The organism is Novosphingobium sp. TK71 (assembly GCF_055361505.1).
In genome coordinates, this window is sequence record NZ_JBSZKA010000001.1 from 1,845,338 (window position 1) to 1,870,152 (window position 24,815).

The window sequence follows — 24,815 nt, forward strand, 5'->3', positions numbered from 1 at the left end:
GCGCGATCCCGCAAGCGTCAGACAAACCGGAAAAATCATCTTCCTCCCCTGCATCCCCGGACCCTTTCGGCCCATTTCCCAATCGGGCGGCAAAGTGTGTTGCCTGCCCGGAACTTTATGTGGTAGCGCTATCATGCGCGACAACGAACAAGCTTGTCAATGGCATCGCCGCGCTAATTAAATTTCGGCCACCGGGCCACGATCTGGGACACAGGGGAGGATGATGAAGAAGCGGCTTCTGACGATCGGCGTATGCGTGACGGCCCTTGGCTTCGCGAGCGCGCCTGCCCTTGCAAACGATGGCTACGACCTCTGGCTCGCGCCTGCAAGCGCCCCCGCCACCACCGAAATCCGCGTGATCGGCCAGTCCGAAACGCTGGACCGCGCCGCCGGCGAACTGCGCCGCGACCTTGCCGCGTCGCCGCTTCCCGTGGTGCTCGGCAAGGCCGACGATCCAGCCCTTGCCGCGCTGCGCCTGCCCGCGGCATCGCTGGGCGAGGAAGGCTATCTGGTGCGCGCCGCCACGCTCGATGGCCGCAAGGTGCTGCTCGTCACCGGCAAGACCGACCGCGCCGTGCTCTACGGTGCCTTCGCGCTGATCCGCGCGCAGAAGACCGGCGCCGACCTTGCCGGAATCGATCTCCGCTCCGCCCCGAAGATCGGCCTGCGCGTGCTCAACCACTGGGACAACCTCGATGGTTCGGTGGAGCGCGGCTACGCCGGGCAATCGCTGTGGGACTGGTGGACCCTGCCGGACTTCAAGGACCCCCGCTACACCGACTATGCCCGCGCCAATGCCGCGCTGGGCATCAACGGCATCGTGCTCAACAACGTCAACGCCAAGCCCGAGAGCCTGACCGCGCCCTATATCGCCAAGGCCCGGGCGCTGGCCGAAGTGTTCCGCCCCTGGGGCATCAAGGTCTACCTTTCGGCGCGGTTCTCCGCACCGATCGAGATCGGCCATCTCAAGAGCGCCGATCCCCTCGATCCCGAGGTAGCGGCCTGGTGGAAGGCGAAGTCCGACGAGATCTACGCCGCGATCCCCGATTTCGGCGGCTTCCTCGTCAAGGCCAACAGCGAAGGCCAGCCCGGCCCGCGCGACTATCACCGCAGCCATGCGGAAGGCGCCAACATGCTGGCCGCCGCCGTCGCGCCGCACGGCGGCATCGTGATGTGGCGCGCCTTCGTCTATGCCGAGACCGACCCGGACGATCGCGCCAAGCAGGCCTATACCGAGTTCAAGCCGCTGGACGGCAAGTTCGCCGAAAACGTGCTGGTGCAGGTCAAGAACGGCGCCATCGACTTCCAGCCGCGCGAACCGTTCCATCCGCTGTTCGGCGCCATGCCGAAGACGCCGATGATGCTGGAACTCCAGATCACCAAGGAATACCTCGGCTTCGCCACGCACCTCGCCTACCTTGGAACGATGTTCGAGGAAGTACTGGAGGCAGACACCCGCGCCAGGGGCAAGGGATCGACCGTGGCCAGGGTGGTGGACGGTTCGCTCTACGGCCACAAGCTCAGCGGCATTGCCGGGGTTGCCAATGTCGGGCGCGACCGGGACTGGTCGGGCTCCACGTTCAACCAGGCCAACTGGTACGCCTTCGGCCGCCTCGCCTGGGACCCGACGCTTTCCGCAGACGCCATCGCCCGCGAATGGGCGCAGCAGACCTTCGGCAACGACCCGCGCGTGGTCGATACGGCGGTGAAGATGATGATGGCCTCGCGCGAGGCGGTGGTGGACTATACCGGGCCGTTCGGCCTCGCCCACCTCATGGGCACGGGCCATCACTATGGTCCGGGGCCATGGATCAGCGATCTTGCCCGGCCCGAGTGGAACCCGGTCTATTATCACAAGGCCGACCGCAACGGCATCGGCTTCGACCGCACGAAAACCGGCAGCAATGCCGTGGCCCAGTACGAACCCGCCGTGGCGAAACTTCTCGCCGATCCGCGCACCACGCCGGAAAGCGAACTGCTGTGGTTCCACCACCTGCCGTGGGACTGGAAGATGAAATCCGGCCGCACGCTCTGGCAGGAGATGGTCGGCCATTACGATCGCGGCGTGGCCACGGTCGCGCAGATGCAGGCGGAGTGGCAGGGCGTGAAGGACAAGGTGGACCCCGAACGCTGGCAGAAAACCGCCAGTTATCTGCAGATCCAGCATAACGAGGCCAAGTGGTGGCGCGATGCCAGCCTGGCCTACTGGATGTCGGTCAACGGCCTGCCCCTGCCCGCCGGCGTGGCCGCGCCGGAGCACGATCTGGCCTGGTACAAGGCGCAGGATTTCCCTCTCGCACCCGGACACCCGCACTGACCATCCGCACTGATCGCCGTTCGATGGTTGCGCTATCACCCGGATTTGTGGTGTTAGCGAACATTCACCGGTGCTCTCCATGAGCGCCGGGGCTCCGCCAGGGAACCAGATGAGCACCAATACCAGAGGTCCGCGCAAGCAGCGCTCCAGCGCCAAGATCGACGATGTCGCCCGCCTCGCGGGGGTTTCGCCGATGACGGTCAGCCGCGTCATCAACAAGGGCGCCAACGTCCGCGAGGAAACCCGCCGCAAGGTCGAGGCCGCCATCGCCGAACTGAACTACGCCCCCAGCACCGCCGCGCGCGTGCTGGCGGGCGGAGAGGATCTCAGGATCGGCCTGCTCCATTCCAACCCGAGCTTTGCCTATCTCAGCGAATTCCTCGTCGGCGCGCTGGAGGAAACCAGCACGGCCAATGCCCAGCTTCTGGTCAAGCCCTGCAACGAGGAAGGCGCCGAGGCGAAGGCCGTGGCGCAGCTGCTGCGCACCCGTATCGACGGGGTGATCCTGCCGCCGCCGCTCAGCGATTCCCCGGCCGTGCTCGAGGCGCTCCGGCATGCCGACGTGCCGGTAGTGGCGGTCGCCACGGGCCGCGCGCCGGAATGGGCGCTCTCGGTGAGCATCGACGACCGCGAAGCCGCCTTCACGATGACGCACCACCTCGCCGCGCTGGGGCATAGGCGGATCGGCTTCATCACCGGCCATCCCAACCAGACCGCAAGCGCCGAGCGGCTCGACGGCTACCGCGAGGCGCTTTCCGCGCTCAGCCTGCCGTTCGATCCCTCGCTGGTGGCGCAGGGCTACTTCACCTATCGCTCGGGGCTGGAGGCTGCGGCGCAATTGCTCGACCTGCAGGCGCCGCCGACCGCGATCTTCGCCTCGAACGACGACATGGCCGCCGCCGCGATCACCGTGGCGCACCGGCGCGGGCTGGACGTGCCGGGCGCGCTGACCGTCTGCGGCTTCGACGATACCGCGCTGGCCGTCTCGGTCTGGCCCGAACTGACCACGATCCGCCAGCCCACCGCCGAAATGGCGCGCCGCGCGGTGCGTCTGCTGATCGGCGAGATCCGTTCGCGCAATGGCGGCGCCGCTGCGGGCGACCATCCGCACGTGGTGGCGGAATTCAAGCTGATCCGCCGCGATTCCGACGCGGCGCCGCGCGCCTGAACGCACTGAAGGATGCCGGGACAGCCCGGCATCCTTCCTGAATACCGCTTACCTCCAACCTGCATCGACGAAGTAGTCGTGCCCGGTGCACATGGCGCCGTCGTCTGAGGCGAGGAAGAGGCAGAGGGCGGCGACGTCGGCGGGCTGGATGCGGGCCTTGAGGCACTGCGCGGCCATAATCTCGGCCTCGCCCTCGGGGGTGTACCACTGTTTCTGGCGCGGGGTGTCGACATTGCCCGGCACGATCGTGTTGACGCGGATGTTGTCGGCGCCAAGGTCGCGCGCCATGGCCCGGGTCATGCCTTCCACCGCCGCCTTGGCGGTCTGGTAGAGCACGAGATCGGGCAGGCCGAGGTGCCAGCTGATCGAACCGAAGTTCAGGATCACGCCCCCGCCCTGCGCCTTCATGCCCGGCACCACCGCCTGCGCCGCGAAGAACTGGTGGCGCAGGTTCGTCGCCATGCGCTCGTCCCAGTAGGCCGGCGTCACTTCGTCGATGCCGTGCCGGTCATCGCTCGCGGCATTGTTGAGCAGCACGTCGACACCGCCGGTCGCCTCGGCCAGCTCGGCCAGGACCGCGGCCGTCGCATCGAGATCGCGCAGATCGCAGGCCCGGAAATGCGTGCCCGGCAGCGCCGCCGACAGCGCCTCTCCGGCAGGGGCATTGATGTCGAGGAAGCCGACATGGGCGCCCTGCCCGGCAAACGCCTCGACAAGGCCCGCGCCGATGCCGGTGCCGCCGCCGGTGATGAGCACCCGCTTGCCCTTGAGGCTGGGATAGATGGCCGAATGGTTCGTCATGGATGTGATCTTCATGCCTTGAGCAGTCCGCGCGACAGCAGGTTGGCGTAAAACGCCCCGATTCCGGTGCTCCACGGCGCCGCATCGCGCGAGGTGACGACGCGGTTGGTGAGCTGGCCCAGCCGGTCGCTCTCGATCGTCACCACGTCGCCGACCTTGTGCGTGAAGCCGCGGCCTTCCTCGTCGCGGTCCTGCACCGGCGCGAACAGTGTGCCCAGGAACAGCACGAAGCCGTCGGGATACTGGTGCTCGCTCAGCGTCTGGCGCACGAGGTCGAGCGGATCGCGGCTGATCTCGGCCATGTTGCTCTTGCCGCTCAGCACGAAGCCGTCCTCGCCGGTGATCGAGAGCCGCACTTCGGCATCGCGCACATGGTCGATGGTGAAGCTCTCGTCGAACAGGCGCACCAGCGGGCCGAGCGCGCAGGAGGCGTTGTTGTCCTTGGCCTTGCCCAGCAGCAGCGCCGAGCGCCCCTCGAAATCGCGCAGGTTCACGTCATTGCCGAGCGTCGCGCCGACGGCCTTGCCGTCGCTGCCGACCAGCAGGGCGATCTCGGGCTCGGGGTTGTTCCAGCTCGAATCCGAGCGCACGCCGATCTCGGCGCCCACGCCCATGGTGGAAAGCACCGGCGACTTGGTGAACACTTCCGCGTCCGGCCCGATGGCGACTTCGAGATACTGCGACCACAGCCCGTCCTCGATCAGCGCGGCCTTGAGCTGGGCGGCGCTGTCGGAACCGGGCACCACCGAGCGGATCTGCCCGCCGATACGCGCTTCCAGCCGCTCGCGAATGGCGGCCGCCGCGCTCCAGTCACCCCGCGCGCGTTCCTCGATCACCCGCTCGATCGCGGAAGTGGCGAAAGTCACGCCGCAGGCCTTGACGCACTGGAGATCGACCGGGCTGAGCAGGTTCACCGCCGCCGCATCGAACGCGCCCAGCCGCACCCCGCCCGCGCCCGAGAAATCGCCCGCCTCGACCAGCGCCGAAACCGTGGGCACCACGCCCGACATGTCGATCAGTTCGCCGCGCAGCACCAGGATCGGGCTAGGCCCCTCCCCAAAGTCCGCGCGGCCCACGAACGTTCCCTGCGCCCAGTCAGACGGCATCAGCGGCATATAGAAATGACTCCCCCAACCACGGTTATCAAATTGGTAGCGCTACCAACGACAATTTCACACAATTGTCAAGATCGGGCGAGCAGCCCTTCGTCATCTCCCTGCAGATGCCCGCAAACGCAGTGCGGCCCCGGAGCGATTTCTCGCCGGGGCCGCGCCGCTGGCCTGTTGCAACAGGGCTTGCGGGTCTACTTCACGGGAACGAGCCGCATCGCCGCGCCGCCGCCCGGTGCGAGCCAAAGATCGTAAGTGTCGCCCTTCTTCACGGTGCGCGTGTCATAGGCGATCCTGTGGCGGGCATCGGTGAGGTAGGTGGCGCCCTCCTCGTCCTTCCAGATCGTCGCCTTGTAGGTCTTGCCGTGTTCGAGGAAGTCGAACGAGAGCGTGACGTTTCGCGCCGTCGCGTCGTTCACGCCGCCGACGAACCATTCCGGCCTCTTCCGGTCCTTGCGCGCGAACACGGCGTAATCGCCCACTTCGCCGGCGATCAGGTGGCTTTCGGCCCAGTCGGTGGGGACGTGGCTGATGAACTCCATCTCGCGCGGATGCTTGTCGAGGTTTTCCACGAAGTCCGCCGCCATCTGGATCGGCGAATAGATCGCAAGGTAGAGCCCAAGCTGCTTGGCCAGCGTGGAGGCCAGCGGATCGTGATGCGCGCCTTCAAGGCTCAGCACGCCCGGCGTGAAGTCCATCGGGCCGGAGAGCATGCGGGTATAGACCAGCGTCGGCTCATGGTCCGGCCCGTTGGCGAAGGCACCCCAGGCGTTGTATTCCATGCCCCGCGCGCCTTCGCGGCTGACCCAGTTCGGATAAGTGCGGCGCAGGCCGGTGTCCTTGACCGGTTCGTGCGCGTCGATGGCAATGTGGTGCTGTGCGGCCAGCTTCACCACATCCAGATGATGGTTCACCTGACGCTGGCCGTCATGCCATTCCATGTGCGTTTCGCCCGGTTTTTCGCCGTAGCGCCAGGTATCGGCAATGATGCCGCCGCCATCGGCCACGTAGCCGGTCTTCACCGCAGGCACGCCCAGCTTCTCATAGAGCGCGAAGCCTGCATCCATCTGCTTTTCGTAGATGGCGATATTGCCGCCGGTCTCGTGATGGCCGATCAGCACCACGCCCTTCTTGCGGGCGTAATCGGTCACGGCCTTGATATCGAAGTCCGGTGTAGCTTCGGTGAAGCTGAAGTCGCCGTGGCCGAACCAGTCGCCGTCCCAGCCCTTGTTCCAGCCTTCGATCAGCACGCCGCCGAAATTGTGGCGGGCGGCATAGTCGATGTACTGCTTGGCGCGCGCGGTGGTGGCGCCGTGCTGGGGGCCCGTGGCCCATGTCCAGTCGCCGCGGATCATGCCCCACCAGATGCCGATATAGCGCATCGGCTTCACCCAGCTTACATCGCCCAGCTTGTTGGGTTCGTTGAGGTTCAGTTCCAGATCGTTCTCCACAAGGCCCGCCGCATTGTCCGCGATGCGGATCGTGCGCCAGGGCGTGTTGAACGGCAGATCGCGCACCACCCTCGCCCCGCGTGACGAAGGCGAGAGCGTGGTGCGGAAAGTCTGTCCATCCGCCCGCTTGAACCAGTAGCCCGCATAGTCGACCAGCGCCGCTTCGTGGAAAGACAGGTGGGTGCCGTCCTCCAGCTTCATGGTGATCGGCGTATGCGCGGTGGAAACCGCGTCGATCGCGGTCTTCTGGTAGACCTGCTCGTAGCGGTTCCATTCGCCGCCGGGGATCCACCATGCCTCGCCCTTGGGCACGATGGCGAACTCGGTGGTTTCGTCGGCGATCTTCATCGTCTTCATCGCCGGCTGCTCGGGCAGTTCGTAGCGGAAGCCCACGCCGTTATCGAACAGGCGGAAATGCAGGTCCATCAACCGGCTGCCCTGCGCGGCGGACTGGCGGAAGTGGACCGTCACCTCGTTGTAGTGATCGCGCACATTGGTGCGCTCACCCCAGGGCTGCTGCCAGGTATCGTCATGCGTGCCCTTTTCGCTGCCGGAAATCGCGAAGCCGCGCACCATGTTGACGCCGTCGGTCAGCACGAGGCCCAGCTTGCTCGGCGCGATCAGCAGCTTGCCCTTGCGCGACAGCGACCATGTGGGGCGGCTGTCGTTGTCGGTGCCGACGGTGAGCACGATCGAGCCATCGGGCGAGGCGGCGGTGACGCTGGGCTTGGCCTCCTGCGCATGAACGGCAAGCGGGGCGAGAGTAGCGGCAAGGATGCCGGCTCCAAGAAAACTGGTAGCGCCCAGCAGGCGGAAAGGCTTCATGCCCGATCTCCTTTTGAAACTTGCACTGGTGCGGCGGCCATTGATGGGATGCATCGTCCCCGACCTGGCCCTCCACGTTCCTCGTCATCCCCGCGAAGGCGGGGATCCAGCAGTGTGGTGCAGGACGCTGGACCCCCGCCTTCGCGGGGGTGACGAAATTTTTTGGTCATTGCTCAATCCAGATCGCGGCCCATGCCGGGAGCGAGCCGGGCGCGGCGTCATTGACGGCGGCGAGGACTTTGCCCGTTGTCGGCACCTCCTGCGGCCAGGCCGCATCGCGCTCACCAATGTTGCATACTGCCAGCACGGAGCGCCCCTCCGCCTCGCGGCGCAGCACGAGCCGCGTCTCCTCCGCCAGCAGCACCTCGCAAGTGCCCCGGCGCAGCGCCGCATCGTCGCGCCGCACGTGGATGAGGCGGCGCGTCAGGTGCAGCAGCGAGGCGGGATCGGCCTCCTGCCGGTCCACGGCGCGGGCAAGGTTCGCTTCGGAAAGCGGCAGCCACGGATGGCCACCGGTGAAACCGCCGTGCTCGTCCTGCGCCTTCCACGGCAGCGGCGTGCGCACGCCGTCGCGCGAGAGGGTGAGCGGCCAGTTGGCGATGGCCTCCGGGTCCTGAAGCAGTTCGAACGGCACCTCGTCCTGCTCCAGCCCGAGTTCCTCGCCCTGAAACACGATCGGATTGCCCCGCAGCGAAAGGAGCAGCATCGCCTTCATCCGCGCGAAGGCGTCCCGGTGCTCAGGAGCGCACCAGCGCGAGACGGCGCGCGGCGCGTCGTGGTTCTCGAAAGCCCAGCTCGGCCAGCCCATTCCGGGCTCGTCCGGCCAGAATTCCTGCGCCGCCGCGACGCGCGCGGGGGTCAGGCTCTCGGCATAGAGGAAGTCGAAGCCATAGGCGCTGTTCAGCCGCGCGGACCCTTGCGTGAAGGCCTTCATCTCCACCCCGGCATTGAGCCCGCCGACCTCGGCCAGCGAATAGGTATCGGGATAGGAGGCGATCAGGGCCTGCAACCGCTCGATGAAGGCCAGAATATCCGGGTGCGACTGGTTGTATCGCTGGATCTGGAAGTCGTAGGGCCGCGTGCGGACTTTGCCATCATTCGGCGCGGGCGGATTGTCGCGCAGCAGCGGGTCATGCATCGAATGGTTGAGCGCGTCGATGCGGAAGCCCGAGACGCCCCGATCCAGCCAGAACTTCGCCACGCCCAGCAGCGCGTCCTGCACTTGCGGGTTGTGGCAATTGAGCTGCGGCTGCTCGGCCAGGAAGTTGTGCATGTAATACTGCCCGCGCCGCGCGTCCCAGCGCCATGCGGGGCCGCCGAAGATCGACTGCCAGTTGTTGGGCGGGGTGCCGTCCTCCTTGGGATCGGCCCAGACGTACCAGTCCGCGTGGCGGTTATCGCGGCTCTGGCGGCTTTCCACGAACCACGCGTGCCGGTCCGAAGTATGGGCGTAGACCTGATCGACGATGATCTTGAGCCCCAGATCGCGGGCCCGCGCGATCACCGCGTCGAAATCTTCCAGAGTGCCGAAGATCGGATCGACGGCGCAGTAATCCGCAATGTCATAGCCGAAATCGGCCATGGGCGAGGCGTAGAAGGGCGAAATCCACACCGCCTCCACGCCGAGGCTCGCCACGTGATCGAGCCGCGCGGCGATGCCGGGCAAGTCGCCGATGCCGTCGCCATTGGCGTCCGCGAAGCTGCGGGGATAGATCTGGTAGATGGCGGCGCCGCGCCACCATTCGGCAGGTAAGGTCATGGTCTTTTCCGCAGGGGAGGATCAGGGTTTCGCCGCGCAGACCGCAAAGCCGAGCGGCGGCAGGTCTACGCGCACCGAACCGGGCGCGCTGGCCCTGGCGGCGCAGGCCGTGCCCGCCAGCGTTGCAAACGAGAGCGAGGCCGGATCGACGGCAACAGCTGCAGAGACCGGCGCGGTCGAGGTGTTGAAAGCCAGCAGCACCTCGCGGCCCGTGGCCGGATCGAAGCGGGAGACGGCGACGAGGCCGGGCTTCTCCGATGCCGCGCGGGTGACCGAACGGCCATCAGTCAGCGCCGGCGTCTTCACGCGCAAGACGGAAAGCTGCGCGATCAGGCGGTAGAGCGGATGGGCGGGATCGAAGCTTTCGGTAGCCGTGGTCTTGGCCGAACCGACCAGTGCCTCGCCGTTGTAGATCGCCACTTTGCTGGCGAACATGTCCTGCCGCGAAAGCTGGTCGCCGCCGGCCCCTGTAAAGCCCTGTTCGTCGCCGTAATAGATCGTCGGCACGCCGCGCAGGGTGAGCAGCATGGCATGGGCCAGTTCGTCGCGCCTGAGCAGTTCGTCCGCGCTCATCGCCGGGTTAGCGGCCTTGAGGAACATCGCCGCGCGCCCGGCATCGTGGTTGCCGAGGAACGTCGGCAATTGCAGCGCCGCCTTGGCGCCGCCCTCGTAAAGACCGTCATCATCGGGCAGGCGCGCCAGTTCCTCGCTGCTGCCACCGCCCGCCGCCTTCAGCACCGCGTGCATGAAGGCAAAGTCCAGCACGCCGGGCAGCCCGGCATTGCGCGTCCAGCTGGCCAGCAGCGCCGGGTCGTAATCACCCGTCATCACTTCGCCGAAGATGTGGAAGTTCGGGATGCCCTTCGCCGCCGCGCGCGCCTTCATGGCGGGAACGAACGCGCGCCAGAATTCGGGGTTCACATGCTTGGCCGTATCGATGCGGAAACCGTCGATGCCGTACTTGTCGATCCAGTCGCCGTAGATCGCGATCATGCCTTCCAGCACGCGCGGGTTCTCGGTCGCCAGGTCATCCAGCCCGACGAAATCGCCAAGCTGCGCGCTTTCGCCCTTCCAGTCGGTATTGCCGCGATTGTGGTAGTAAGCCGGATCGTTGAGCCATGCGGGCGCTTTCACGCGCTCCTCGCCCCTGGGAACGAAGGGGGTATAAGCAGAGGCCGGATAGTCCGCCTTCGAACGGTACGGATAGCCCTCGGCAGCCCCCTCCCGGTACTGGATCACGTCTGCCGTGTGGTTGACGATGATGTCCATGTAGACCTTCATGCCCCGCGCATGGGCGGCATCGACCAGCGCCTTGAAGTCCGCGTCCGTTCCGAAATGCGGGTCGACATGGGTGAAGTCGGTGATCCAGTAGCCGTGATAGCCTGCGCTCTCGCCCCCCTTCGGCCCCTGCACCGGCTTGTTCCTGAAGATCGGCCCCACCCAGATTGCCGTCGCGCCGAGGTTCTGGATATAGCCCAGCCGCGCGGCCAGCCCCTTGAGGTCACCGCCGTGATAGAAGGCCTTGTCGGTGGGATCGAAGCCGGTGGCCAGCTTGCCGCCCTTGAGCCCGCCCGCATCGTTCGAACGATCGCCGTTCTCGAACCGGTCGGGCAGGACGAAGTAGATCACTTCCTGCTCGGGGCTGCGCGCGCGCAGGTCTTCGAGCGGACCCGCCAGCGCGACTGGCGCGGCAAGCGATCCGGCCAGCGCAATGAGGGAAGATAGCAGGCGGTGCATCTCGGGAACTCTCCGATGTTTTGCTTCAACGTCGCCCCGAAACCCGTTCGGGGGAAGCGGAACCGGGAAGGGAGGGAGAGGAACTTCCCGGTTCCGCCCATTGCGATGCCGCCGGAGAGGAGGAGGTTCCCCGCACGGCACCGATAACCGGCCTCAGAACTTATACGTGAAGCCCGCCAGATAGCGCGCGCCGTAGCGCTGGTAGTCGATGATCTGGCGGCTATCGCCCGGATTGGTCGTCACGAAGGGCGCATTGGTGAGGTTCTGGCCCTGGATGTAGAGCGAGAGCCCTTCCAGCGCGCTCCCCGGCTGGAAGTCATAGCCGATCTGCGCATCGACGATCGTTTCCGGCTGCGCGCGGCGCCGCTGGCGGTTGGCCGCGAAGCCCGAGACTTCGCCGATGAAGGTCGAACGATAGCGGACCGAGCCGCGCAGGTTGAAGCCCCACTTCTCGAAGAAGGCGGTGCCGTTGGCCACCCACTTCGAATAGCCCGGCAGCGCGGAAGCCGCTTCTCCCGGCATCGGATGGATCTTCGACTGCGTATAGGCGACCGAGCCGGTGACGCCGAAGCCCGAAAGCGCCGAGGTGAAGGCATCGAAGGGAAGCGTTCCCGCCACTTCCACGCCGTAGAGCTTGCCGCCCTGCCCGTTGACCGGCACGTTGATGACCGCGATCGGCGAGATCGTGTAGCCATTGCCCGGATCGGGCAGGGCCAGCGTCGAACTGTCGATCACCACGTCCTGGTTGTAGATGTAGCTCTTCAGCTCCTTCCAGAAGAACTGCGCGGCGATATAGCCCTTGGCGGCGAAGTATTTCTCGAACGTGAGGTCAAGCGCATTGGCGCGCCACGGGCGCAGGTCCGGGTTGCCCGACGAACCCGTCACCACCGCCACGCCGTCAGTGAAGGTATAGCCGTATTCCAGCGAGGCGCGCATGTCGTCGAGGCGCGGGCGGATGATCTCGCGCGCTGCGGCGAAGCGGACCACGAAGTCGCTGGGGAAACGCAGCGAGAGATTGAGGCTGGGCAGCACGTCGAGATAGTCGGTGCTGGACCGGCGGGTGGCGTAGAAATAGCTCGGCGAGCCGTTGGGGTTGAGGATCTGTTCGCCCGTCACCGGATCGAGGTTGGGCGCGGCGCTGCCGCCGCTGGAGTTCTGGTCGGTCCAGATCGCCTGGACGCCCACGTTGCCGGTCAGTTCGGCGGCACCGATCTGCGACTTGATGTTGGCCTGGAGATAGCCGGTCATCAGCTTTTCGCGGATCGCATAGCCCTTGGAAACCACGTCTCCGGTGGGGTTGGGCACCAGATTGTAGATGCCGTCCCGGATCAGGTCGAGCGGGTTGTAGCTGATGACGTTGCCCAGCCCGAGGTACTTCAGATTGGTGGTGCCGAGGCGGTACTGCTCGGGCACTTCCACACTGACGGTGCCGTCGGTATTGGCGGCAAGGCCCAGGAAATATTCTTCGGGAACCAGCGTCTTGGAGTGGCTGGTATAGTTCATGCCCGCCTGGATCGAACTGAGGAAGGAGGAATCCAGCTCCTTCTTCACCTCGGTGCGGAACTGCCAGAGCTCGTCCTTGATCTTGCGGTTGTTGTAGTAGCCGTCCTGCCCGCCGTAGATCGCGGTGCCGTCAGTGCCGATCTGGGTGCCGCCCCAGCCCTGCGGGCTGGTCAGCAGGATCTGGCTCCAGTCTCCATAGTCGAGATCGTGGGTGAAAGTGGTGCCCCTGGCGGCGCTGGTGAAGCCGATCGTATCGGTGGCGCCCTCTCCGGCGCGGCCGGTGCCCGAATAGCTCTCGATGGTCAGTTCGTTGCGGTCGGTCTTCGAATAGCTGGCGTCGAACATCGCCGTCCAGCCGTCGTCACCCTTCCATTCGTTGTTCCAGCCGAAGGAATAGAGCTTGGCATGGCGCTGGAACACGTCGTTGCGCAGCACGCCCTTCACGTTCGAGAAGCTGCCCGAATTGATCAGGCCGTCTTCCACGGTGTAGCCCGGGTCCAGCGTGGCCGAGGACCAGTAGAGCGGCAGTTCGATGCCGCGCTTGATCTGGTCGTCCTTGAAGTTCGAATAGAAGGCATCGATCGTCGAGGTGAAGTTCGCGCTCGGCCGCCATTGCAGCGTGCCGTTGAGCCCCAGCCGCTTCAGCTTGCTGGACGTGTTGTACGACTTCGAACCGCCGATAACCTTGTTGCCGTCTGCCGCATCGGCATAGCCCCAGGAGTTGAACTCCTGCACCTGATAGGGTTCGTCGTTGTAGCTGGCGCCGAGCGCAATGCCGAGCGTGTCGTTCGCGAACTGGTCCACGTACATGCCGTTGACGCGGAAGCCCTTGTCGTCCGAGCCCTTGTTCAGTTTGCCGAGATCCGCATAGACACCGCGCGCGCCCACGGTGACGATGCGCTTGCCGGTATCGAGCGGCCGGATCGTGCGCATGTCCACGGTGCCCGACAGCCCCTGCCCGACAAGGCTGGCCATCGGCGTCTTGTAGACGTTGACCGCGTTGATGACTTCGGAAGGGTACTGGTCGTACTCGACGGCGCGGTTGTCGCCAGTGGAGGTCTGCTCGCGGCCGTTCAGCAGCGTGGTCGAGAAATCGGGCGCGAAACCGCGGATCGAGATCGCGTTGGAGCGGCCGTTGACGCGCTGCGAGGTCAGGCCCGGCAGGCGGGCGATGGACTCGGCGATGGAAGCGTCGGGCAGCTTGCCGATATCCTCGGCGGAAACCGATTCCACGATCTGCTCGGCGCGCTTCTTCTTGTTGACCGCCGATTCAAGGCTGGCGCGAAATCCGGTGACGATGATCGCCTGATCCTGCTTGGGATCGTCCACCGGGGCGGCGTCCTGCGCGAAGGCGAAAGACGGCACGGCGGCCAGGGCGGCCGCAAGCGCCAGCGAAGACGAATTCCGGCGCGAAAACTGCTTATGAAGCGACATCCTGTCCTCCTCCTCAAGTGACCGTCCGCCCCTTCGATGTCTCGGGGGCGGCCGTGGAAGGCCCGGCGATTTTTTGCACCGCGACTCTTTCCGTTCCCTCTCGCTTAGGGCGGGACAGGCGAATGCATAATATGGCATACGTATACGCAAGTGCCGCGAGGCCACGTTGCGTTGCGCGAATGCAACGCGGCGGACATGGGCGAGACGGCGGAAAAACAGGACTTTAGCGGGCGAGACAGGGAAGCGGGACGATGGGACGCAAACCGAGCAACAGGCCGACCAGTTTCGACATCGCCTATCGGGCCGGGGTGTCCCAACCCACCGTCAGCCGCGCGCTGCGCGGCAGCAAGGCGGTGAGCGCGGCCACGCGGGCCCGGATCGAGGCCATCGCGCGGGAACTGAACTACTCGGTCGACAAGAACGCCTCCTCGCTGCGCTCCCAGCGGTCGAACACGATCGCGCTGCTGTTCTTCGAGGAACAGACGCCCGACGATTCCAAGATCAACCCCTTCTTCCTCGCCATGCTGGGCGCGATCACCCGGCAATGCGCCAATCGCGGGATGGACCTGCTCATCTCGTTCCAGAAGATGGAGGACGACTGGCACGTCCGCTATCAGGACAGCCACCGCGCCGACGGGCTGATCCTGCTCGGCTACGGTGACTACACCCTCTACGAAAGCCGGCTTGAGCAGCTTGTCGGGCAGGGCACCCAGTTCGTGCGCTGGGGCTCGGTGAGCGAGGACAATATCGGCGCAACGGTAGGCTCGGACAATTTCGGCGCGGGCAGGCTGGCGGGAGAGCACCTGATCGCCCTCGGCCGCAAGCGGATCGCCTTCCTCGGCCAGGCGGACGAGCACTACCCCGAATTCGCCGAACGCTACCGCGGCCTCTGCACCGCGATGGCGGAGGCCGGGATCGCCTGCGACCCCGCGCTCCAGCACGATGCGATCAGCCACGAGGACCTCGGCGAAAGCGCGATGCGGGCACTGATCGATGACGGCGTGGAATTCGACGCCGTGTTCGCCGCCAGCGACCTCATCGCCATCGGCGCGATGCGCGCGCTCGCCGCCGCCGGGCGGACGATCCCCGGCGACGTGGCGGTCATGGGCTTCGACGACCTGCCCGCCGCCAGCATGACCAATCCGCCGCTCACCACGGTCATGCAGGACCTGAAAGGCGCGGGCGAAAGCCTGGTCGAAACGCTGGTCGCCCTGATCGAGGACCGGCCCGTGCCGGAAGCGACGCTGGGCGCCAGACTGATCGCGCGGCGCAGCACGCTGGGCCCGCTCTAGGCGGGGTTCTGTGCCCCTTAGGTGTCGTTCTGTAGCGCCCGGAATTCGAAGGTATTCGTATGCATGTTGCCGTCGCCGAGCCGCCATGCAAGGTCTCCGGGCCATGACCGGTGCGACCATGGATGCGCGCGGCAAAGGGAAGGAATGCCGATGACGGGGGCCGGGAAAGGCGCGGAAATGCTCGAAAAACCGCGGCAGGGATGGGCCGGGCTATGGAACATCAGCTTCGGCTTCTTCGGCATCCAGATCGGCTTCGCGCTTCAGAACGCCAATATGAGCCGGGTCTTCCAGTCGCTCGGTTCCTCGATCGACGACCTGCCCGCCCTGTGGATCGCCGCGCCCCTCACCGGGCTGCTGGTACAGCCGATCGTCGGGCATATGTCGGACCGCACCTGGCTTGGCCGCTTCGGCCGCAGGCGCCCCTATTTCCTCGGCGGCGCCGTGCTGGCCGCGGTCGCGCTGCTGGCGATGCCGGAAAGCGGCGGCCTGCTGATGGCAGCCATGCTGCTGTGGATGCTCGACGCCAGCCTCAACATCTCGATGGAGCCGTTCCGCGCCTTCGTCGGCGACATGCTGCGCAAGGACCAGCACACCGCAGGCTACGCGGTGCAGACCGCCTTCATCGGCGCCGGCGCGGTGGTGGGGTCGCTGTTTCCCTACGTTCTCGACCACTTCGGCATCAGCAACAGCGCGGTGCCGGGCGGGATACCCGATACCGTGCGCTACAGCTTCCTGGCGGGCGGCCTCGCCCTGCTGGCAGCTGTGCTGTGGACGGTCCTGACCACGCGCGAATATTCACCGCAGGAGCAGGCCGCCTTCGAGGAAGCGGAGCAATCGCCTTCCGCACCGGCGGCCGACAGCCTGGCAGACCGCAACCTGCTGGGCGGGGCGCCGTGGATCGCGGCAGGCGTGCTCATCGCGCTGGCCGTGCGGTTCTGGGGTCTGGAAAAGGAAGTCTATCTGCTCGCCGGCCTGCTCGCGGCATACGGGATGGCGGTGATCGCCGCGATCGCCTTGGCCCGATCGGGGCGCAGCGCCTCGATGCTGGCTGGGATCGTCGGCGATTTCTCCGGGATGCCGCCCATCATGAAGCGGCTCGCCTTCGTGCAGTTCTTCAGCTGGTCGGCGCTTTTCATCATGTGGATCAATACCACGCCGGTCGTCGCGCAGTATCATTTCGGATCGGCAGATCCCTCCAGCCCCGCCTATCAGGAGGCCGGAAACTGGGTCGGCGTGCTGTTCTCCGTCTACAACGGCGTGGCGGCCGTGGCGGCGCTGGCCTTGCTTCCGTGGCTATCAGGGCGGCTGGGCAAGGCCCGCACGCACGCGCTGTGCCTCATGTTCGGAGCCCTCGGTTTCGCGGGCTTCATGGCCATTCGCGACCCGGATGCGCTGGTGCTGTGCGAAATCGCAATCGGAATCGCCTGGGCCTCGATCCTGGCGATGCCCTACGCCATTCTCGCCAGCAGCCTGCCGCAGGCGAAGCTGGGCGTGTTCATGGGCCTTTTCAACGTCTTCGTGGTGCTGCCGCAATTGCTGGTGGCCACCGTCATGGGCTCGATCATGAAAGCCTTCTTCCCCGGTCAGCCGATATGGACCATGGCCTTTGCCGCCGCCACCCTGCTGATCGCCGCGCTCGCCGCTCTGCGAATTGGTGAAGCGCATTAGGTCGTAACCCTCGGCTCCGGCCCAAGGCGAACTGCTCTTTGGCGAATGCGCAAAAAATAGGCCCCGCGGAAACCATTCCCGCGCGGGGCCTAGGTTGGGTCGCTCCGAATATAGCGCCGGCCTGGTCCAGATCCCCCGATCCTGCGACCTGCTCCAGCAGATCAATGCCCCCGACGCCCACAAGAATTATTCTACGCCCACGCAGGTGATTCTACGGTGATGCAAATTGCTGCAAATTGCAGAAATTCGCCAAAAATCATTTTCTTATCAGCGCCGCGGCGATGGGAGAGGGGCTATTCGCTCATACCCGATCAGGGTAGCGCTACCCTCGGCGGCGGGAACACCAACTGCCCGAGCAGGCCGGTCACCTCCGGGTCGTTCTTCCACGCCGATTCGATTCGCCGAGTGACGGGCCGGGAGTTCCAGCGCTCCCCCAACACCACCGCCTCTTTCATGAGCGAGACCAATTCGTTCCGCCGCCCGGTGGCCGAGGCGTAGAATGCCGGTGTCTGGCGGATGCGCCGCCCACCCTCGGCAAGTTCGCCGCGAGCATCCGCAATCAGGATGTCGGGCGCGCGGGCAGGATCGCTGTTCAGCGCCCCCGTCATCTTTTCCGCCAGCGCGGCGGCGCCCGGATCCGAGCGCAACCGGGCGAAATCGCCGAGTTCACGAGTGAAGCCGCGAATATCGCCCATGCCGAGATAGACCCAGGAGAGACAACTGCTGATAGTCGCGTCCTGCGGATAGGTTCGCTTGAGGTCGAGCAGGAGCGCCAGCGCTTCCCGGTCATTCCCGGCCTGCCACCGCGACCAGGCATGTTCCACCGCGATCGGCTGGGAACCGGGCATCAGCAGCATGGCCTTGGTATAATACCGTTCGGCCATCGCGTCTTCGCCAAGATCCGAAAGGATGTTGGCCAGCCAGAAATATGTCTGCCCGTCTTCTCCATCGAGCCGCAGCGCCTCGCGGAAGGATTTGAGCGCGGCTTCGGGATCGTTGTCCCACCAGTATTCGATGAAGCCCTGCGCACGGTGAGCGCTGGCCAGATCGGGATCGAGATCGAGCGCTTTCTGAGCCGCGCTCCGCGCCTTGCCGAAGGCCTCCGCGTCGTTCACCTCGCCATATTCCCGGTAGATCAGCCAGCTTTCCGCCAGTCCCGCGCGGGCCGGCGCGTAGTTCGGGTCACGCTCGATCACGGACGTGTAGAGCCGGATCGAAGCGCCGAGATCCTTGGGTGTCCGGTGCCCCCATGCATCGCGCGCGGCCACGAAATCGCGTGCCACGACGGGGTCTTCGGGCAGGGCCTCGCTCTGCGAACGGTCATGCCACAAGCCCCATGCGAACAGTCCTGCAAGCGCCAGCGCGGCAAGGCCTGCATAGAGGGCGGGGCTACGATATTTCCCCGTAACCGCTCCGTCCGGCTCCGCATCGAATGAACCCTGCGGCGATTGCGGCAGTGGTATGTCGAACAGTTCGGCAGTGGAATTCCGCTGCGCCCATTCGACCAGTTCCCGCTCGAAGGCGAATACCGTCTTCTGCTTGCCGCCGGGGAGCTGATGGATCGGCAGCCCCCTTTCGCGCGCCCAGCGGGCAACGGTTGTGCGGTCGCGGCCGAAGTGAGCCGCTATCGCTTTCCACCCATCAAGTCGACGGTCTTCTGATGTCATAAAAACCCGCCCGCCCCTAGGTCCCGAAGGTTACTCGCTCCTTAAGTAATTCTCAAGATTGGGAATGCCGATGTTCAGCAACGATACAGATTTTTTTGCAGTGTTCACAAATGAACATTATGAACATGCTGCAGATCACAAGTCGGGTAAGCTCTGTTCGGCGAAACCCCACCCCCGCAGTTGGGCGGCCCGTTCGATCAGGCGGTGGCCATCGCCGATCGCGAAGGGATGCGCATCGCTCATCTCGTCCAGCTCGTCCCAGGCGATCGGCACCGCTACCGGCGCTCCCACACGGGCACGGGCGGAATAAGGCAGGACCGCTGTGCTACCGCGCTGGTTGCGCAGCCAGTCGATGAATATCCTGCCCTTGCGTCTGGCCTTGCTCATCGTGGCGACGTAGCGATCGGGTTCCGCCTGGCTCAGTGCTTCGGCGAACCGGCGCGAGAAATCCTTGTGCGCTTCCCAGTCGTGACCGGGCGTAAGCGGCACGATGACATGCACCCCCTTGCCTCCCGAAAGCATGGCAAAGCTGACGAGGCCGATATCCGCAAGGTGGCGGCGCAAGTCCTGCGCGGCGCGGCGGCATTCCGGGAATGGCAGCCCTTCGTCGGGGTCGAGGTCGAAGACCATGCGATCAGGCTTCTCCACCGCATCGGCGCGGGCGCCCCAGCCGTGGAATTCGATCGTGCCCATCTGCACGCAGGCAACCAGACCGTCCGCGTCGCCAAGGTACAGATAGTCCTCGCTGCCGCCATCCTTCTCGCGGATCGGGACATGATGCACATGTTCGCCGAATGAGCCACTGTCATGCTTCTGGAAGAAACATTTCTTCGCGCGGCCCTGAGGACACCGCACGAGGCTGATCGGCCGGTTGGCGGCAAAGGGCAGCATGAGCGGCGCGATCTCGGCGTAGTAATCGGCAAGCTCGCCCTTGGTCTGGCCGCTTTCGGGAAATATCACCCGGTCGCGGCTGGTCACTTTCACGTCGATCACGGCGCGTGGGGCAGGTTTTGGCATTTCCGGCGCAACTTCCCTTGCTTCCTTGTCCCCGCGCAGCCCCAGGAAGCTGGCATGGCGAACCCGGCCTTCGGCCGTGAATTCCGCGAAGGCCACTTCGGCGACCAGTTTCGGTGTGACCCAGCTCGCCCCCCGCGCCTCCGCGCCTGCCACTTCGGCGGGCGCGGTCTTGCGTGCCAGAGGGGCCAGTCTGGCGGCGATGTCGTTCAGCCCATCGGCGTCGAAACCGGTGCCGACCTTGCCGCGATAGACCAGCCTGCCGTCTTCGTGCTGGCCCAGCAGAAGCGAGGAAAACGGCCGTCCGCGCGCAGTGGAGCGGCTCCAGCCGATCACCACGAACTCCTGCCGCCGGGTGCACTTGATCTTGACCCAGCTTCGCGTGCGCCGCCCCGCGTAAGCTGCATCGATGCGCTTGGCGATCACGCCTTCCTGCCCGGCCCGGCACATGGCATCGTATAGCTTTTCGCCCGCGCCGATCACATGGTCGGCCACGAAAACGGGCGGCAGCGCTTCCGAAAGTAGCGCCTCCAGCCGCTCTTTCCGCTCGATATTGGGAAGCGGGGCCAGATCGCGACCGTCAAGTTCCAGCAGGTCGAATGCGTGGAACTCCAGAGCATCGCTGTCCTTCTGGCTGCCATGACCGCGCTTGAGCACGGCCTGCAGGCTGGAGAAGCTCGGATTCCCATCCGCGCCCCGCGCGATGATCTCTCCGTCGACCAGGCAGGGCGGCAGGTCCAGCCCGGCGATGATCCCGGCCAGCGGCGCGAACTTGTCGGTCCAGTCGTGGCCGTTGCGGGTAAAGACGCGGACCGCGCTCCCCGCCGCCGCAACCAGCGCACGATAACCGTCGAACTTGATCTCGTGCATCCACAGGTTGCCGTCCGGCACCGCGTCCACCAAAGTCGCGAGCTGCAAGGCGCGGAATTTCGGCGGCGTGCCGGTTCGCGCCTTGCGCGCCCTCGGTTTCGCAGCCTTTGCATTATGCTCGGCCGCAGCGCCCATGGCCTGCGCGAAAGCCTTGCCTTTCTTGCCCCTGAGCGACTGAGTGCCCTGCCGATCGGCCTCGATCTCGGCCATGGTCCGGCCGGTGAGAACGCTGGTAAGCCCCTCGTCCACTAACCTGTCGCCCGAAAGCGCCTCATCGTCTGCGACCTTGCGCAGCAGCCAGTTCTCGCGCTTCTCGCCGGGGCGGCCCTTCATGCGCACCAGCAGCCATTCGCCCTTCATCCGTTCCCCGTGGAGGGCGAAATGCAGATGGCCCTGCTCGATATCCTTCGCGCTCTTGCCCGCGACCGGCGCCCATGTCCCCTCGTCCCACAGCATCACCGTGCCGCCGCCGTATTCGCCGTGCGGAATGCTTCCCTCGAATTCGGCGTAGGAGAGCGGATGGTCCTCGGTGCGCACCGCAAGGCGCTTGTCCTCGGGATCGGCGCTCGGCCCCCTGGTCACCGCCCAGGACTTGAGCACGCCGTCCACTTCGAGCCGGAAATCCCAGTGCAACCGCCGCGCGGCATGTTTCTGGACGATGAAGAGATCGCCGCCGGCGCTCACCCCCTGTTTGCCTGACGGTTCCGCCGTCCTCGCGAAGTCGCGCTTGCGGTTGTATTCGGCAAGGGGATCGGGTTTCCTCACGCCTCGCGCCATGGCTCAGGCCCGCTTGCTGCCGCGCGGCGCCGCGGCCTTGCCGGAAGGCGCCGCGCGTTTGGCAGGCGCCTTTTTCGCGGGCGCGGCTTTCTTCGCTGCTCCCCCTTCGCCTACCGATTTCCTGAGCGCCGCCATCAGGTCGATCACGTTGCCCTTGCGGTTCCCGGCGGGTTCCTCGACGTCCTCCAGCACCCGCTTGTTGCTCTTGGACTTGACCTTCTTGTCGATCAGGCGGTGAAGCGCGTCGATGTAGCGGTCATGAAACTCGGCCGGGCGGAAAGGTGCGGTCTTCTTGTCGATCAGCGTGGTCGCCAGGTCGAGCAGGTCGGCATCAGGGCTGTCGTCGCCGATCTCGCGGAAATAGCCCTGCGCCTTGTTCACCTCGTCTGCATAGCGGAGAACTTCCATGACGAGGCCCCGTCCGCAGGGCTTGATCGACACGAGTTGCTCGCGCCCCCGCACCGCCAACTGGCCTAGCCCGACCTTGCGGCTTTTCCGCAGCGCCTCGCGGAGCACGATATAGGCTTCCTCGGCCAGATCGTCGGCCGGCACCACGAAGTAGGGCTTCTCGTAATAGAGCACATCGATCTCGTCGGCATCCACGAACTGGACAAGCTCCAGGGTCTTGCGGCTTTCGATCTTCACCGCCTCGATCTCCTCCTCATCGAGGAGGACGTAGTTGCCCTTGGATACCTCGTAGCCCTTGATGATCTCATCACGGTCCACCGGGCCCACGCCGGCGGCCACCTTTTCGTAGCGGATGCGCTTTCCGGTGGGTTCGTGGATCTGGTGAAAGGCGATCGCGGCGCCGGACTTCGTGGCCGGATAGACCTCGATCGGGATCGAGACGAGCGCCAGCCTGATCTGTCCCTGCCAGTATGCGCGTGCGGCCATGGCCTGTTCCTTCCTCGCAGGAAGAAGGAAGCCGCGAGGGCCTGTCGTGGTTCCCGTGGCCATTCGGGCGAGCGCCGAAAGAGATGAAGATCACGCTGCCCCCAAACGCCCGCCTCGCACGTTCCAGTCTGGTTCGGCAAAGGCGAAGGACGGCAATGGCGATGAACGAGCAATCGATGGTTCTCACGGAATCCCGCGACTTGCGCACCGGCAGCGTGCCCTGGCGGGAAAGCGAATGGCACTGCCCCAAGACCTCGGAATTCCCTTCCGCCGAAGTGGACATCGCGATCCTGGGCGGCGGCATAATGGGTGCGATCCTGGCCGAACGCCTGAGCGCAAGCGGCCGGGAAGTCGCCGTCTGCGATCGCCGGCCGCCCGGCTGCGGCAGCACCGCCGCCTCCACCGCGCAGATCATGTGGGCCATGGACGTGCCCCTGCTGACCCTGGCCCGGACGCTGGGCGAGCCGGAAGCGGCCCGGCGCTGGAAGCGCGTGTTCGCCGCGGTCCAGCGGTTCGGCGAACGGCTGGACCGGCTCGGGATCGACGGCAAGCGCACATGTCCCACGCTCTATCTCGCGGGCGACCTGCTGGATGCCGATGGGCTGCGGGAGGAAGCCGAAGCCCATCGCCGCCATGACCTGCCGTCCGACTACCTCGACGCGGCGGCCGTGGCCGAACGTTTCGGAGTGGCGCCCCGCGCCGGTATCGTCTCCTCCGGCTCCTTCTCCATCGACCCCGTGCACACCTGCCACGAACTGCTGGGCCGCGCCCGGCAGTCCGGCGCGGAAGTGGTCTATCCGATCGACATCGCCGCGCTGCACCCCGATTCCGCCGGGATCGTGCTGGAGGCGTCCGACGGGCGCTCGTTCCGCGCAAGGGACGTGATCCTGGCCACCGGCTACGAGCGCGCGCGCCTGTTCCTGCCCTCCAGCTTCTCCTTGCTTTCGACTTTTGCCATTGCGACGCGGCCCGGAATCGCTCCGCTCTGGCGGGAGGACGCCATGATCTGGGAGGCGAGCGATCCCTACCTCTACGTTCGCACCACACCCGATGGGCGGGTGATCGCGGGCGGCGAGGATGTCGAACTGGCCGATTCCGACAACCGCGATGCGCTGCTCCCCGGCAAGGCGGGAACGATCGCCGCGAAGCTAGCCGCCACGCTGGGGTCCGGGCCGATCGCATGGGATCGCGCCTGGAGCGCGACCTTCGGAAGTTCCCCCGACGGATTGCCCGCGATCGGCCGCAGCGCTTCGATGGAGCATGTCTGGCTGGCGGCCGGGTTCGGCGGCAACGGCATAGCCTTCGCCGCTCTCGCCGCGGAACTGCTGGAGCGCGAGCTTGCGGGTGAGCCCGACCCGGATGGCGACGGGTTCGACCCCTACCGGTTTTCGTCCTGAACGCCGCCCCCTGCGCCGCCCTCTGCGACAGACGCCCCGCAATTCGCGCCGGACAGTGGATCGCAATCCCCGGCGGCCCGTTTGAACTTCAGACGCCGAGAGAGCCGGCCAGTCCCGGACATCTCCTCCGTCCGAAAGTTTTGAAAAACGCCAAGGAGAGCAGCCATGAATCGACGCGATCCCAACATCACGCCCTCGGCCGGAAAGCAGCCTTCCGGCGGCTATCGCAGTGACGAATCGTCCTGGGATTCGCCGCGCCAGACCCATCAGTGGCAAGCCGACGCAAACCGTCAGGCCGGCGGTGACTGGGTGCAGGATGACGATCAGGGCACCAGCCACTTCGGTGAAGGCCGCGCCCGCGACAGGGCTCGCCCGGATAGCGCCAGCCGATACGATACCGGCTCGCGCGATTATCGCGGCGACGACAGGCGACCCCTGCAAGGCGAACGCCGCTATCGCTTCTCCGGGGAGAGCCGCTCAGCAAGCACCTCCGAATACCCCACGCACACTTTCGATGCGAGTGGCGGCAACGACTTCGCCGAATTCACCGGCGACGACTATGGCGGCCGGGATTTCTACAATCGCGGCGGCGGCCTGACCGGCGGCATGAGGCCGAGCGGTTCCTATCGGCCCAGCCATGGCCCCGGAAGCTGGGCATCCAGCGATGACTATGGCGGCTGGCGCGAATATGGCGAACGCCGCGGCTTCCTCGAACGCGCGGGCGACGAGATCGCAAGCTGGTTCGGCAGCGAGGATGCCACGCGCCGGCGCGAGGAAGACCACCGCGAGGATCATCGCGGCCGCGGGCCGTCCGATTACACCCGCTCCGACGAACGTATTCGCGAGGACGTGAACGATACGCTGACGAATGACTGGCGGATCGACGCCAGCCATGTCCGGGTTGTGGTAAAGGACGGTGAAGTCACGCTTGAGGGCACGGTGAGCAGCCGCCAGTCGAAGCGCCGCGCCGAAGACCTTGCGGACGATATCACCGGCGTGCGCCATGTGCAGAACAACTTGCGCGTCGGCGATTCGGTGGGAAGCACGACCACGCCATCGGCCACCACGCCGCTGTCTCGCTGATCGCTCAGCGACACGCGGGCAGGTTCGAGGGGAAGCCCGAAAGGGCTTC

The 24,815-nt window shown here is 65.9% G+C and carries 15 protein-coding genes; 6 read left to right on the forward strand and 9 right to left on the reverse strand.

Features of this window, described 5'->3' with window-relative positions:
- The first annotated feature begins 220 nt into the window (after positions 1-220).
- Positions 221-2,317: an alpha-glucuronidase family glycosyl hydrolase gene (locus ACXJ16_RS24095; RefSeq protein WP_463922380.1), complete on the forward strand. Its 2,097-nt coding sequence runs from the start codon at positions 221-223 to the stop codon at positions 2,315-2,317.
- Between the two features lie 109 nt (positions 2,318-2,426).
- Positions 2,427-3,485, forward strand: a complete 1,059-nt coding sequence (locus ACXJ16_RS24100; RefSeq protein ID WP_054436779.1) for a LacI family DNA-binding transcriptional regulator — start codon at positions 2,427-2,429, stop codon at positions 3,483-3,485.
- Between the two features lie 48 nt (positions 3,486-3,533).
- Here ACXJ16_RS24100 and xylB read toward each other — a convergent pair whose 3' ends face one another.
- From xylB to ACXJ16_RS24130, 6 genes are all read right to left on the reverse strand, one after another.
- Complete coding sequence (gene xylB / locus ACXJ16_RS24105) at positions 3,534-4,286, reverse strand: D-xylose 1-dehydrogenase (RefSeq protein WP_463922381.1); 753 nt, start codon at positions 4,284-4,286, stop codon at positions 3,534-3,536.
- Positions 4,287-4,297: 11 nt separating this feature from the next.
- On the reverse strand, positions 4,298-5,401 hold the full coding sequence (locus tag ACXJ16_RS24110; protein WP_185999823.1) for a fumarylacetoacetate hydrolase family protein: 1,104 nt from the start codon (positions 5,399-5,401) through the stop codon (positions 4,298-4,300).
- Positions 5,402-5,589: 188 nt separating this feature from the next.
- Positions 5,590-7,671 carry a glycoside hydrolase family 97 protein gene (locus ACXJ16_RS24115; RefSeq protein ID WP_463922382.1) on the reverse strand — a complete coding sequence of 694 codons (2,082 nt, stop codon included), beginning with the start codon at positions 7,669-7,671 and terminating at the stop codon, positions 5,590-5,592.
- A 166-nt stretch (positions 7,672-7,837) separates the two neighbouring features.
- The gene (locus tag ACXJ16_RS24120; protein WP_463922383.1) at positions 7,838-9,430 is read right to left on the reverse strand and encodes an alpha-amylase family glycosyl hydrolase; all 1,593 of its coding nucleotides are present in this window, start codon (positions 9,428-9,430) and stop codon (positions 7,838-7,840) included.
- 21 nt (positions 9,431-9,451) lie between these two features.
- On the reverse strand, positions 9,452-11,167 hold the full coding sequence (locus ACXJ16_RS24125; protein ID WP_463922384.1) for an alpha-amylase family glycosyl hydrolase: 1,716 nt from the start codon (positions 11,165-11,167) through the stop codon (positions 9,452-9,454).
- A gap of 153 nt (positions 11,168-11,320) precedes the next feature.
- Entirely contained in the window at positions 11,321-14,104 is a 2,784-nt protein-coding gene (locus ACXJ16_RS24130) for a TonB-dependent receptor (RefSeq protein WP_185999182.1), read from the reverse strand.
- 251 nt (positions 14,105-14,355) lie between these two features.
- On the opposite strand from ACXJ16_RS24130, the gene ACXJ16_RS24135 reads away from it, so the two are divergent.
- Together ACXJ16_RS24135 and ACXJ16_RS24140 are read left to right on the forward strand one after the other, a co-directional pair.
- Positions 14,356-15,396 carry a LacI family DNA-binding transcriptional regulator gene (locus ACXJ16_RS24135; protein ID WP_454797900.1) on the forward strand — a complete coding sequence of 347 codons (1,041 nt, stop codon included), beginning with the start codon at positions 14,356-14,358 and terminating at the stop codon, positions 15,394-15,396.
- A 177-nt stretch (positions 15,397-15,573) separates the two neighbouring features.
- The gene (locus ACXJ16_RS24140) at positions 15,574-17,064 is read left to right on the forward strand and encodes an MFS transporter (protein WP_132469587.1); all 1,491 of its coding nucleotides are present in this window, start codon (positions 15,574-15,576) and stop codon (positions 17,062-17,064) included.
- Positions 17,065-17,375: 311 nt separating this feature from the next.
- Here the strand turns inward: ACXJ16_RS24140 and ACXJ16_RS24145 are convergent, their stop codons facing one another.
- The 3 genes from ACXJ16_RS24145 to ku form a co-directional block, all read right to left on the reverse strand.
- Entirely contained in the window at positions 17,376-18,731 is a 1,356-nt protein-coding gene (locus tag ACXJ16_RS24145; RefSeq protein WP_132469588.1) for a tetratricopeptide repeat protein, read from the reverse strand.
- Positions 18,732-18,866: 135 nt separating this feature from the next.
- On the reverse strand, positions 18,867-21,380 hold the full coding sequence (ligD, locus tag ACXJ16_RS24150; RefSeq protein ID WP_463922386.1) for a DNA ligase D: 2,514 nt from the start codon (positions 21,378-21,380) through the stop codon (positions 18,867-18,869).
- A gap of 15 nt (positions 21,381-21,395) precedes the next feature.
- A complete protein-coding gene (gene ku, locus ACXJ16_RS24155; RefSeq protein ID WP_463922387.1) occupies positions 21,396-22,286 on the reverse strand; it encodes a non-homologous end joining protein Ku in 891 nt (296 codons plus the stop codon).
- 176 nt (positions 22,287-22,462) lie between these two features.
- On the opposite strand from ku, the gene ACXJ16_RS24160 reads away from it, so the two are divergent.
- Positions 22,463-23,683, forward strand: coding sequence for an NAD(P)/FAD-dependent oxidoreductase (locus tag ACXJ16_RS24160; protein ID WP_463922388.1), 1,221 nt, complete (start codon positions 22,463-22,465; stop codon positions 23,681-23,683).
- A gap of 165 nt (positions 23,684-23,848) precedes the next feature.
- Positions 23,849-24,766, forward strand: coding sequence for a BON domain-containing protein (locus tag ACXJ16_RS24165; RefSeq protein ID WP_185999189.1), 918 nt, complete (start codon positions 23,849-23,851; stop codon positions 24,764-24,766).
- The last annotated feature ends 49 nt before the right edge of the window (positions 24,767-24,815 follow it).